The sequence below is a fragment of the Nannocystis pusilla genome, assembly GCF_020073745.1.
Taxonomy (GTDB): Bacteria; Myxococcota_A; Polyangia; order Nannocystales; family Nannocystaceae; genus Nannocystis; species Nannocystis radixulma.
In genome coordinates this window covers 1-12013 of the sequence record NZ_JAIRAU010000018.1, presented here as the reverse complement: position 1 = coordinate 12013, position 12013 = coordinate 1, and the positions used below count along the sequence as shown (strand labels likewise).

Annotated in this window: 13 protein-coding genes; 8 read left to right on the top strand and 5 right to left on the bottom strand. The window is 72.2% G+C overall.

The window, feature by feature from the left end:
- Nucleotides 1–85: 85 nt before the first annotated feature.
- The gene (locus K7C98_RS15055; RefSeq protein WP_224192348.1) at nucleotides 86–1651 is read right to left on the bottom strand and encodes a hypothetical protein; all 1566 of its coding nucleotides are present in this window, start codon (nucleotides 1649–1651) and stop codon (nucleotides 86–88) included.
- Here K7C98_RS15055 and K7C98_RS15050 point away from each other — a divergent pair.
- The 4 genes from K7C98_RS15050 to K7C98_RS15035 all read left to right on the top strand — a co-directional run bounded on the left by K7C98_RS15050 (nucleotide 1650) and on the right by K7C98_RS15035 (nucleotide 6016).
- The gene (locus K7C98_RS15050) at nucleotides 1650–2066 is read left to right on the top strand and encodes a hypothetical protein (protein WP_224192347.1); all 417 of its coding nucleotides are present in this window, start codon (nucleotides 1650–1652) and stop codon (nucleotides 2064–2066) included. The genes K7C98_RS15055 and K7C98_RS15050 overlap by 2 nt on opposite strands.
- Nucleotides 2067–2523: 457 nt before the next feature.
- A complete protein-coding gene (locus K7C98_RS15045; RefSeq protein ID WP_224192346.1) occupies nucleotides 2524–2877 on the top strand; it encodes a hypothetical protein in 354 nt (117 codons plus the stop codon).
- 255 nt (nucleotides 2878–3132) lie between these two features.
- A complete protein-coding gene (locus K7C98_RS15040; protein ID WP_224192345.1) occupies nucleotides 3133–4449 on the top strand; it encodes an HlyD family secretion protein in 1317 nt (438 codons plus the stop codon).
- Nucleotide 4450: 1 nt separating this feature from the next.
- On the top strand, nucleotides 4451–6016 hold the full coding sequence (locus tag K7C98_RS15035; protein ID WP_224192344.1) for a TolC family protein: 1566 nt from the start codon (nucleotides 4451–4453) through the stop codon (nucleotides 6014–6016).
- An 8-nt stretch (nucleotides 6017–6024) separates the two neighbouring features.
- On the opposite strand, the gene K7C98_RS15030 is transcribed toward K7C98_RS15035, so the two are convergent.
- The 3 genes from K7C98_RS15030 to K7C98_RS15020 form a co-directional block, all read right to left on the bottom strand.
- Nucleotides 6025–6570 carry a hypothetical protein gene (locus tag K7C98_RS15030; protein ID WP_224192343.1) on the bottom strand — a complete coding sequence of 182 codons (546 nt, stop codon included), beginning with the start codon at nucleotides 6568–6570 and terminating at the stop codon, nucleotides 6025–6027.
- A 110-nt stretch (nucleotides 6571–6680) separates the two neighbouring features.
- Nucleotides 6681–6977 carry a hypothetical protein gene (locus K7C98_RS15025; RefSeq protein WP_224192342.1) on the bottom strand — a complete coding sequence of 99 codons (297 nt, stop codon included), beginning with the start codon at nucleotides 6975–6977 and terminating at the stop codon, nucleotides 6681–6683.
- A gap of 2 nt (nucleotides 6978–6979) precedes the next feature.
- Complete coding sequence (locus K7C98_RS15020) at nucleotides 6980–7135, bottom strand: hypothetical protein (RefSeq protein WP_224192341.1); 156 nt, start codon at nucleotides 7133–7135, stop codon at nucleotides 6980–6982.
- Nucleotides 7136–7315: 180 nt separating this feature from the next.
- Between K7C98_RS15020 and def the strand changes: the two genes are divergently transcribed.
- From def to K7C98_RS15005, 3 genes are all read left to right on the top strand, one after another.
- Entirely contained in the window at nucleotides 7316–8005 is a 690-nt protein-coding gene (gene def, locus K7C98_RS15015) for a peptide deformylase (protein ID WP_276572670.1), read from the top strand.
- Between the two features lie 98 nt (nucleotides 8006–8103).
- Nucleotides 8104–8511, top strand: a complete 408-nt coding sequence (locus K7C98_RS15010; RefSeq protein WP_224192340.1) for a thioredoxin family protein — start codon at nucleotides 8104–8106, stop codon at nucleotides 8509–8511.
- Between the two features lie 188 nt (nucleotides 8512–8699).
- Nucleotides 8700–9404, top strand: a complete 705-nt coding sequence (locus K7C98_RS15005) for a hypothetical protein (RefSeq protein ID WP_224192339.1) — start codon at nucleotides 8700–8702, stop codon at nucleotides 9402–9404.
- Between the two features lie 49 nt (nucleotides 9405–9453).
- On the opposite strand, the gene K7C98_RS15000 is transcribed toward K7C98_RS15005, so the two are convergent.
- The gene (locus K7C98_RS15000; protein ID WP_224192338.1) at nucleotides 9454–10812 is read right to left on the bottom strand and encodes a porin; all 1359 of its coding nucleotides are present in this window, start codon (nucleotides 10810–10812) and stop codon (nucleotides 9454–9456) included.
- A gap of 396 nt (nucleotides 10813–11208) precedes the next feature.
- Between K7C98_RS15000 and K7C98_RS14995 the strand changes: the two genes are divergently transcribed.
- Nucleotides 11209–12013 (top strand): hypothetical protein (locus K7C98_RS14995; RefSeq protein ID WP_224192337.1); only part of this gene is annotated, 805 nt, incomplete at its 3' end.

The following is a 12013-nucleotide window of genomic DNA, read 5'->3' as shown; positions in this document are numbered from 1 at the left end:
CGGAGCATGTGCTCGGGAGCATGTCTCCGAGCACATGCTCATCCAGACATGCTTTTGACGACATGTTCACCCGGGCACCCCGTGCTCACGGGCACGGCGCGGGGTCCGGGTCGTACGGGACGCCGTCGTCGACGTAGAGCAGCGTCTTGCTGTCGGCCGACGTGAAGCCGCTCATGTTCTCGCCGAGCGCCGCGAAGTAGAACAAGCGCTCGCCGAACATGCCCTCCTCGTAGTTGCCGAGAGCCAGCTGCTCGGCGACGTCGAACACCAGCTGCGCCGCCTCGGTGTCGCCGCCGAGGCAGCTCATGTCCGGGCCGGGGACGCACTCCACCGCCTCCGCCATCGCCACCCCGCCGGGCCGCGGATCCATGCTCGGTCCGCCGTTGCCGTCGGACAGCGACTGGTAGACCTGCAGCGAACCGGCCCAGCGGAACCGCACCAGGTCGCCGCGGCCGATCGGCACGTTGTAGTCGAGCTGCGCCCCGTCGTTGCCGTTGTAGATCTCGACCACCCGGCAGTCCTCGCCCTTCGCCGGGTCGATCGCGCAGCACGAGCCCTTCACCGGCTCGAGCGGCGTGTTGTGCGGCACCGGGAAGCGCAGGTCGAACTGCATGTTCATGCCGGTCGGGCTGCCGGTGCAGGTGTACGCGCACTCGTCGGAGATGTGGACGATGCCCGGCCGGTGATCGGTGGTGTCGACGAGGTACTCGCCGAGCGCCGGCGGTCCGTTGGCGCACGAGTAGTTGGGCCCGCCGACGCAGTTCGTCTTCGGCCCGCTGGTGATGCCGCCCGGCACCAGCGTGTCCTGGTCCACGTCGTGGACCTGGACGATGTTGTGCTCACCGGTCCAGCGGAACAGGATCAGGTCGCCCTGGCGCGCCACCAGGACCGGGTCGACCCAGTCGAAGTGCGCCACCGTCTGGAAGTTGTTGACCTCGAACACCGTGCAGTCGGGGCGATCGGCGTACTGCGCATAGCGCCCGCCGTAGACCAGCGGATCGGCGAGCACCGAGCAGGGCCGCGGCTCGTAGTGGTCGTTGTCGAACTCGGGCACCGTCACCGTCACCGACGTGACGCCGCCGGCCGGATCGTCCTCGTCGACGAAGAAGTAGATGCCCGGGCGATAGCCGCACGGGTACGTGCCGATGTCCCAGTCGAAGCTGCCGTCCTGCTGCTTGGCCCCGCTGTGGATCTGCCGCTCCCAGCCGGCGTCGCCGAACTGCGGCGTCGGCGGCACCTGCCCGTCGAAGGTCGCGACCTGCAGCACGTTGTGCAGGCCCGACCAGTGGAAGCGCACCGTCTGACCCTCGACCGCGTCGTGGCCGACGTTCTCGGCGGCCGGCCACGCGAGGTCGAGCACCGGTCCCGGCGTGTTGACCACGCCCGCGCACGCGTCGAGCTCGTCGCCCGTCGTGCCACCCGTCGGCTCGTCGCCGGAGTCGCCCGTGCTCGACGTCGCCGCCTCGGTCGCCACGCTCGTCGCCGTGGTCGTCGGTCCGCTCGTCGCCGTCCCGGTCGCATCGGTGTCGGTCACCGCGGCTGCGGTCGTCGAGCCGGGCCCTGAACCCGTATCCTCGGCCTCATCGCCCGGCGTGCAGCCGACGACCGCGACGGCGACGACGAGCGCTCGAATGCGTGCGTGATGGTGCATGAACGAGACGCAGTGTTGCACCGACATCGCCACGCGTCGCGCGGTCGTGCGCCCCCACGTCGCGGACACCGCGGTATGGTTCGCCGCGGTGAGCACCGAGGTCACGGCCTGGAGGAAGTGGGACTGCACGCGCTGCGGCCAGCGGGACATCAGCGGCCGTGACAGCGAGGTCGTCACCGGCGAGGGCCACGACAGCCTGCGCTTCGCCGAGATCGCCACCGCCGGCGCCCTCGAGCGCACCGTCCAGAGCGGCGCCTACGCGGTCGTGTTCAGCTACGGCGACGACGGCGAGACTTACACCCGCGACACGCCGCGGGCCGAGTACGACGGCTGGCAGGCCGGCGAGGACGTGCTCGTCAGCGTCGACCACCTCCACGGACCGACCGGCGTGCGCCGCCCGAACGAGCGGCCATGACGCCGTTAGTGGCATGTCCGATCGGTCATGCTCTCCACGACATGCGTGAATGCGCATGCCCCGAGGGACAGGCGCCACCGTCACCGACGCTCCCCGCCCCCGCCGGCGCCACATCGACTGCACCGAGGAGGACGGCGTCGTCGCACACCGGCAGGTCGGCGCTCCCGAGCGCCTCGCCGATGCCCGCCGTCGTGCCGTTCATCGTCGTCGTCGGCTCGGGCTCGCGCCATTGGTCGCCGCAGTCTCCGTCCGCAGGTCGCCCATCGTCCTCGAGGACGGCTCCTCCGCCGCCCCGTCGGCCGGCGCCTGCGCGCCGCCTCACCGACCCGGAAGCTCGGCTCGCGCATCGCATGGACATGGCGCCGGCGAAAAAATCCGCGCTCGTCAAATCTCACGAGATTTCAGCGACCTCGCCGGCAGCCCGCGGGGCGGCGCGTGTTACACTCGCGTCGTCCTCATGCGTTTGGCTGTCGGGGGGTGGAGACTCGCGTGGGCGCTGCTGATAGCAGTGTCGACGGCGCTGCTCTTCTCCACCGCCGCGCACGAGTCGCCCGCCGTCCAGCGCGGCGCCAGCGACGAGAGCTGCGCCCCCGGGCACCACGAGGTCCCTGTGGTCTCGCTGCCGCAGGAGTCGATCGACCGTTCGGCGCGCCGAGACGACAGCGACGCCCTCGAACCGCCGCGCCACGAGTTCGTGCTCGTGCAGGTGCACGCGTTCACCGCGTGGCCGCTGCCGGCGCCGACGACGTCGCCGCGCACCCGGGTCGCGGGCGGCAGGTACGCGCGCGGGCCTCCGATCACGATGTGCTGACTTTGTGGAGCGCCGCGCTCGCCTGCGATTCGCATGCGATCCGCGTAGCGCGTGAATTGTCCGCACATCGTCGAATCCACTGACACGCGTCCGGCTGTGCCGGCGACGCGGTGTCGAGCCGCGCTTTGGGCCCTTGCCGGGTCCGCGAACAACCTGCCTCCCGCTCGTGCCTGAGCCCCTTCGGGGGCCCACGGCCGGGCTTCGCATTGCCGCGAATCCGGTGACCCCATCGACCGAACCCAGGCGAATGCCCGCATGTACCCGCCGACTCACATCGTCCCCGTGTTCGACACCACGCGCGCGAGCCTGCTGTCGGTCCGGCAGCCTCGGAGCACCCGCCTCGCCGTCCACCTGCTCGGCCTCGGGCTGCTCGCCGTCGTGCTGGCGCTCGCGCTGGTGCCGTGGCAGCAGAGCCTGCCGGGCCAGGGCCGCGTCATCGCCTACGCGCCGCTCGACCGCCAGCACGCGATCGAGGCGCCGATCGACGGCCGCCTGCAGACCTGGCACGTCGAGGAGGGCTCGCACGTCAAGGCCGGCGATCCGATCGCCGACATCAGCGACAACGACCCCGAGATCCTGGCCCGCCTCGAGCGCGAGCGGCTGGCGATCGAGGCGCGCCGGATCGCCGCACAGAGCGCCGTCGACGTCAGCAAGGCCAAGATCGCCGCGCTCGAGCTGAGCCGGACCGCCCAGTCGTCGTCGGCCGGCTTGCGCGCGCGGATCGGGCGCGACCGCCAGGACGTCGCCCAGCGCGCCGTCGATGCCGCGGTCTCGGCCAACGAGACGGCGCGCCTCCACCTCACGCGCACACAGGCGCTGTTCGACGAGGGCCTGACCTCGACCCGCGACCTCGAGCTGGCGAAGTTGGAGGCCGCCACCAGGGCTGCCGAGCTCGACACCGCCCGCGCCGCGCTCAAGGCCTCGCTGCGCGAGATCGGGGCCCTCGACGCCGACGCCGACGCCGTCGACACCACCGCGCGCGCCACCATCGAGGAGGCCCGCAGCGCCCTCGCCGCGGCCGAGAGCTCGCTCGCGGCCGCCGAGGGCGACCTCGTGCAGCTCGAGACCCGGGTCGCGCGTCAGCGGCGGATGAAGATCGTCGCCCCGCGCGACGGCACGATCCTCAAGCTCATCGGCCGGCACGGCACCGACATGGTCGCCGCCGGCGACGTGATCGCCACCTTCGTCCCCGACATGGGCGCCAGCGCCGTCGAGCTGTGGGTCGCCGGTCGCGACGGCCCCCTCATCTCGCCCGGACGCAGGGTCCGCCTGCAGTTCGAGGGCTGGCCCGCGGTGCAGTTCGTCGGCTGGCCCTCGGTCGCCGTCGGCACCTTCGGCGGCGTGGTCGACTTCGTCGACGCGCTCGCCGACGACGAGGGCCGCTACCGCGTCGTCGTGTCGCCCGACCCCGACGACCTGCCGTGGCCCGACCACCGCTGGCTGCGCCAGGGCGTGCGCGCCAACGGCTGGGTCCTGCTCGAGCGCGTCCGCCTCGGCTTCGAGATGTGGCGCCAGATCAACGGTTTCCCGCCCGCGCTGGGCCGCGCGCCGGACGCCGAGGAGGCCTCCTGACATGCCAGCCCCTCGCCCCCTCTTTCGTCTCTCCGCGGTCACCGCGACGCTCCTGGGCGTCACCCAGGCCCATGCGGCGCCGCTCTCCACCCGCCTCGACGTGCGCGCCGCGACCGCCTCGCTGACCCAGCCCGCGCGCGAGGGCGACGACGCGCGCGAGCAGGCGGCCCCGCGGCCGCGCGCCGGCCCGGTGCTGACGCTCGCCGAGGTGCTCGACAGCCTCGCGCGCCACGACCCGCGCATGCGCAGCGCCGACGAGGCGATACGCGGCGCGAAGGGCCGGATGAAGGCCAGCCGCGGCTTCTACGACCCCCGCCTGCGCGCCCGCGGCGTGTGGGAGCCCTTCTTTCACAACGCCATCCTCGACGCGCGCGTCGAGCAGCCGACCACGCTGTGGGGCATGACCGCGTGGGCCGGCTGGCAGGTCGGCGTCGGCCGGCTCCCCTACCACGCCAACACCTTCGACAGCGTGCTCGACGTCGACGACCGCGTCGGCAGCCGCGACGTCCGCTCGAGCGCCGGCACCCTGACCGCCGGCGTGACGCTGCCGCTGTGGCGCGACGGCCAGATCGATCGCGCCCGCGCCAACATCCGCCAGTCGACGATGGAGCGCGACCGCCTGCAGGACGCCCGCGACGCGCGACGGCTCGAGCTCGAGGCGCAGGCGGCCACGGCCTACTGGTCGTGGGCCGCGGCGGGCCTGCAGCTCGAGATCGAGGAGACGCTGCTCGACCTGGCGAGCGAGCGCCACGACGCGTTGAAGCGCCGCATCGAGCTCGGCGCCCTCGACCCGCTCGCCGCCGTCGACAACCGGCGCCTGATCCTCGACCGCGAGCGCCGCGTCGTCGCGGCCGAGCGCGCGTTCCAGGCCGCCGGCCTGGCGCTCTCGCTGTACCTCCGCGACGGCAACGGCGACCCCGTCGTGCCCACCGACGCCCGCCTGCCCGGCCGCCTGCCCTCGACCACCCACCCGCGCAGCGACGACATCGACGCCGAGATCGCCGGCGCGCGCGAGCGGCGGCCCGATCGCCGGGCCACGATGACCATGCGCGGCCAGGCCGACGTCGAGCTGCGCTGGGCCAAGAACCAGCGCGCGCCGCGGGTCGACCTGTCCGGCTGGGTCGCGCAGTACCTCGGTCGACCGCTCGTGCCCGAACTGCGGCGCACCAGTCTGGTCGCCGCCGTCTCGATCGAGATCCCGATCCCCATGCGAGCCGCGCGCGGCCAGGTCGAGGCCACGGAGGCGGCCATGTCGATGATCGCCGCCGACCTGCGCCTCCTCGACGATCGGATCGCCGTCCAGGTGCGCGACGGTCACTCCGCGCTGCTCGCCGCCTATCACCGCGCCCGCCTGGCCGCCCAGGAGGTCGAGCTCACCCGCGAGCTCGCGCGCGCCGAGTACCGCAAGTTCCAGCTCGGCGCCGGCGACCTCATGCTCGTCAACCTGCGCGAGCTCGCCAGCGCCAGCGCTGCCACCGCCGAGGTCCAGGCGGTCGCCGACTACTTCGTCGCCAAGGCCAACCTCGAGGTCGCGCTCGGCACCGGCGTGCAGCCGGTCAGCCCGTGACCGCCCGCTCACACCTCGGTGATGCGGCCGTTCACGGGCGTGAAGCAGCGCACCTTCAACCCGGCCGCGTGGGCCTTGCGCTCGTCGGACAGCGGCGCCTCGGAGATCAACCACACCTGTCCCTCGGGCCATGACGTTTGAGCCATGCGGCCGCGCGCCGCGCCGATCAGCGCCGTCATCGCCCCCGGTTCGAGGTCGGCCTCGCGCCCGGCGCACAGCACCGCCAGCCCCGGCGCGTTGCGGCCCATCCGCCGGCCGACGACGAGCGCGCCGAGGCCGAGCCCGCCGAGCGTGTAGCCCGTGATCGTGCGGCCCGACGCGCTCGTGGCCTCGCCCTCGGCCCGCGCGGGCCGGGACCCGGACATCAGCACCACGGCCGCGGCGAACAACGAGGCCAGCCCGGTGAAGCGCAGGCCGATCGCGGCGGGGCGTGGGATCCGGGCGCGCAGCCCGTCGACCGACGGCGCGACCTGCTCCGGCTCCTCGTCGAGCCGCACCCTCGCCTGGGAGAACAACCAGGGGATGCAGCGCTCGCGAGTAAACATCCTCGACATGCCCTCGATCTACCCGATCGTGAGGCCGGCTTCATGGACATTGTGGACCGCCGCGACTCGCTCACCGACCTGATCGGCTTGCGGTGACATTCGCATGTCCGCGGCGGGCGTCAGCAGCCGGCCTCGCGCTCCGCCCTCTCGAACACGTCCGCGCCGCGGCGCCGCACGATCTCCGCCTCCATCACCTCGTCGTAGCCGGCCGCGTGCTCGGCGATGCACTTGTCGATCACGCAGCCCGCCACCTCGTAGATCCGCACCCGGTACCGCTCGAGCATGACCTTCATCAAACGGTAGCGGCACGGCGCCGGGTCGCCAAACGCCTCGAGCCCCAGCTCGTCGCTGGCGATCGCCGCCTGCGCGTCGCGCTTGCCCTGCTCGCGCCCGTCTTCCTCCGGCGAATCGACCACCTTCACCGGCTCGGTCGCCGCCTCGCCGGCGGCGCGTCCTCGATCGGCGGCGCCTCGGGCACCACCCGCACCTCCGGCTCGCCCTGCGCCGGTCGGGGCTCGTCGGGCTCGTGGATCCACGACCACGACGACGAGCAGCAGCGATCGCACGCCACCACCATACACCTCCAGCACCTCGCCGAGGCCCCGCCGGCCGCCCGGCTGCCATGATCCCCGCGCCGCGTCCACTCGCCACACATGCCCATTCAGACATGTCCTGAAGAACATTCGCATCGCGCCCGCCCGTCCGCGACCGCCCCCTTCCGGGCCGCCGCCGATCGTGCTAGCCGGGACCGCGCATGTCCCTCGCCCGTCCCCTCGTGCAGCTCCTCGCGGCCGCGCTGAGCGTCGGCTGCACCGCCTCCGCCGCGAAGCCCATGTCGTCCGCCGCCCCGTCCGCCTCCCTCCCTGCGATCGTCCAGGCCGGCGACCCCGTGCTGCGCGCCCGCGCGGCCGAGCTCGCGCCCGAGCGGATCGCCAGCCCCGAGATCCAGGAGCTCATCGACACCATGATCGCGACCATGCGCGCCGCCCCCGGCGTCGGCCTGGCCGCGCCGCAGATCGGCGTGCCGCTGCGGGTCCTCGTGCTCGAGGATCGCCCCGACCTCATGGCCAAGCTGACGCCCGCCGAGCTGCAGGAGCGCGAGCGCGTCGAGCTGCCGGTGCACGTCGTCATCAACCCGGTGCTGCGGCCTCTCGGCGACGACACCCGGACCTTCTTCGAGGGCTGCCTGAGCGTCCAGGGGTACACCGCGCTGGTCGAGCGCCACGCCGAGGTCGAGGTCACCGGCCTCGACCGGCGCGGCCAGCCGCAGACGCTGCGGGTGCGCGGGTGGCCCGCGCGGATCTTGCAACACGAGGTCGATCACCTCGACGGCACGCTGTACGTCGACCGCATGCGCTCGCGCTCTTTCTCGACCGGAGACCAGGCCCGCGCGCGCTTCGGCGGCCGCCCGATCGCCGAGATCCTGGCCGAATTCCCCCGCTGAGCCGGCCTCGTGTGCGAGTTCCGGCGAGCGCGCCGGGACGAACCATGACAGACATCCTGGCAGCCGGTGCTATCAAGGCACCTCAGGAGACCCGAGACATGAGCACCACCGAGATCACCAGCGACAACTTCAGGAGCACCGTCGAGGGCAACGAGACCGTGGTGCTCGACTGCTGGGCCAGCTGGTGCGGTCCCTGCCGCGCCTTCGCGCCCGTCTACGAGGCCGCCTCCGAGCGCCACCAGAACATCGTCTGGGGCAAGCTCGACACCGAGGCCCAGCCCGAGCTGGCGGCCGCGTTCGACATCCGCTCGATCCCCACCGTCATGGTGTTCCGCCAGGGCGTCCTGCTGTTCCGCCAGGCCGGCATGCTGCCCGCCAAGGCGCTCGACGAGCTCATCGGCGAGGTCCAGGGCCTCGACATGGACGACGTCCGGCGGCAGATCGCCGAGCACGAGAAGGCCCACGCCGAGGGTCGCTGCGACCACGACCACGACCACGAGCACTGAGCCGCGCGCGGACCGGGCTGTCCCGGCGGACAGGTCCGTCCTGCGCCGCGCAGGTCGCCCGCGCGCCCCGGTCGTGACGCGAACGAGCCGGGGGGCGGGCGCCCGCGTGCGCCCATGGGCGCCCGGACGCGAGTTCTCGCGACTCGCGGCGATTGAACCGCCGTCGGCGGCGCGTGTACCCTCCGCGCATGTCGATCCTCCGCCCTGTCCTTTTGTTCACGTTCGCGACCGGCGCCGTCGCGTGTACCAGCGAGCCCGCCGACGAGGCCACGCCCGAGGAGCTGTTCCGTGACGCCGTCGACGACGCCGCCGTCGCCGAGGCCGACGAGGTGTCCGACGACCTCGTCGCCATCACGCCGGACAACGCCGACCTCGAGTTCGACCCCGAGAACCGGGTCCTCGTGGCCACCTGGACCTCGTACGACGGCTACGACGGCATGGAGGGCCAGTCGATGCCGCTCGGCGTCGAGGTGTGGGTGACCCCGATCCCCTCGCTCAAGGACTTCTGCGTCGCCACCGGCCTGCAGGGCGACGAGCTCACCGCCCGCCTCGAGCAGCTCATGGGCCTGCCGCCGGACGACGGCAAGGACCGGATCGTCACCATGTGGGTCCCGACCGACGGCCTGTTCCGCCCGAGCCCCGACCCCGAGATCGACGACTCGGTGGCGGAGCTCGAATTCCGGGCCGACGTCGACCCCGCGCACAAGAAGTGGGTCGAGGACCTCGAGGCCGTCTCGTACGGCGCCGACGGCTACCCCTGGACGCGCCTCGGCTACACCTACGACTGGAGCCCCGACGCCGACTCCGAGGTCGGCCTCAGCGAGTTCGTCGCTCGCAAGGGCACCGAGATCGTCGTCGAGGCCGTCGTCCACCAGGACGAGTACTGCCGCTGAATCTCGACTGTCCGTGAGGACATGTCCGTCGCAACATGTCCTCACGGACTCAGAACGCCAGCTGCACCACCAGGCGGAACCGGTCGATCCCGTCGGCCATCGCCTGGCGCACCGGCGTCCCCGCGAACGTCTCCCACACGCGGAAGTAGTCGAACGAGATCTTGAAGTTGTGCTCGGCGACGTACCAGTTGACGCCGCCGCCGAGCTCGTCGCGGTCGATCAGCGAGCTGCGGTCGCCGAAGATGTTGCGGACGAAGCTCCAGCGGGTCACGAACTCGACGTCCGCCGGCGGGATCAGGTAGCCGACCTGCGTGAAGAAGCCGACCCCGTCGCGCGGGATGGCCACCGGGATCGGCGCGCCCAACTCGTCGACCGCCCCGCCGGGGTTGCGCCGCCGGGCCTTGCGGTAGTGGAACGCCGACTCGACCGACAGCCCGCGCCACTTGAACATCAGATCGGCCGTCGCGTGGTGGATGTCCGTCGTCCCGCCGTCGGCCGGGCGGGCCCCGTGCACGCCGCGATCGCCGGGCGCGTCGTCGTGGTACGCGTAGGCGCCCGCGAGCGACAGGCCGGGCTTCTTCAGCCGCTGCAGGTCGCCCTCCGACTCGTCCTCGAATTTTCCGAGCGGCATCACCGTCACGCGGCCTACGTACAGCGCCCCGGTGTTCGTCAGCGCGTAGGCGTTGCGGCCGTCGCCCAGAAACACCCCGACCGCGTACTTGAGGAAGCCGATCCCGCCGATGTCGTCCGAGCGGGCCTGCACGCCGAGGTCGCGGTCGAGGTTGAACTCCTCGTTCACGCTCGAGCGGTCGACGAACTGCTGGTTGCCCGACGAGATCACGCGCTGGCGGCTGAACGGCACCTTCATCTGGCCGGCCCAGATCGTGAAGTCGCGCAGGTACGTGAACTCGAGCCGCGCGTCGCGGACCGGGTTGTAGCGGATGCCCGGCGAGCCGTCGGGCAGCCCGCCGAGCATGTCGCGCGGCGAGAAGCCCAGCTGGATGTAGTAGCGGTTGTGCTTGCCGAACACGTTGCCGGTGAACTGCAGGCGCGCGCGCCGGATCTGCAGCACGTGCTCGATCTGCTCGTCCGGCACGTTCGGGCGCTCGAGGTCGTAGCGGACCTGCAGGCGCGCGCGGATCGTCAGCGCGTACTTGCCGTCCTTCGTCGCGAACTCGAAGCCCTTGCCCGGCTTGAACTTGAACTTCTCGACCTTCAGCTCCGGCTTGTCCGCCGGCTTCGCGGCCGGCGGCCCCTCGCCGACCGGCGCGGCCGCGGGCGCGGCCGTCGTGACGACCTCCGCCCGCTCGGGCGTCGGCACGGCCTCGGGCGCGTCGACGAGCGGACGCGAGGTGGGGGCCGCCTGCATCAGCGGCCAGATGAGCGCGAGCGCGAGGTTCACCGGCATGCGGTCCGTATCACGGTCCGGCCGCGAATCGTGACGGAAGCGTCACGAAGTACAGGGCCGCGCCGGCCCCGCCCGGGTCCACAAAATGCGAGCAGACGGCTGTCGGCCGCGGGCGTGGGAATGGTCGCGCCGGCGCCCGGGTGGAGATCGCCGCGCGCCGGGCGCCTCGGCGCGGTTTTTGGCATCCCCGTTTCATGTCTCTGAGGACATGTCTATACGAACATGTCACGCCGCCGCGCGGGGCGCCCATCGACTCGCGCGCGGCCCGGTGACGGCTCGAAGAAATTTTCGTCGCGCCGGGTTCACAAGCGACGGGGCCGGACTCTCAACCAACGACGAGGCCGGATGGCGCGAGGCCCGTCTCCGCGAAGCCTGCGCCGGGGAGTTTTTATCCGCATGTCCAGGACTATCCACCTTCTGCTGGCCGGCCTCATGGTGCTCGCGTCCGGCCCCGCGACCGCGGCGACACCCAAGGATGCGATCAAGAAGATTCCGGGCGTGGCGCCGGCCAGGACCCCCGTTCTCCAGCTCGTCAACGGCCACGCCCTGGTCGGCACGCGCTGCTCGGGGGAGTTCCCCGACTACGACCACACGATGAAGTTCTTCGCGCGCCCGAGCTCGATCTGCGTGCGCTGGGACGACCGCGATCCCGTCGCCTCCGCCGTCTGGGAGCTGTGGAAGGACAAGCCCGGCCCGGTCGACCAGAAGGTCGCGTCGGGGCCCCTGCCGACCGCCGTGCTCGCCGGCGGGACGCACAGCACCTTCGACGTCTCGCTCGCCTCGCTGCCCCAGTACAACGAGACGGACACCAGCCAGAAGTACTTCGTCAAGGTCGTCTCCAGGCGCAAGGCCGACGCCACCGACACGCAGGTCAGCGTCCGCGGCACGCTCGTCCACCAGCCGAAGTCCGCCGAGCCCAAGCCGCAGCCCGCCGACCCGTACGTGTGCGGCCCGTCGCCGGACCAGTACGTCCGCATGGTCGGCCTGACGGTGCCGCAGCTGACCGTCAACCAGACCACCAGCACCGCCGGCGACGGCGACCGCGACGAGCTCTACATCAAGGTCGATCGCAAGGGCCCCGGCAATGACACCGGCGCGAAGCGGCTGCCGGCCGACGACGACTACTACGAGGCCAAGCAGAGCGCGACGCTCACCACGACGTGGACGAACAAGGACCAGAAGAACGTCGGGCGCCCGAACC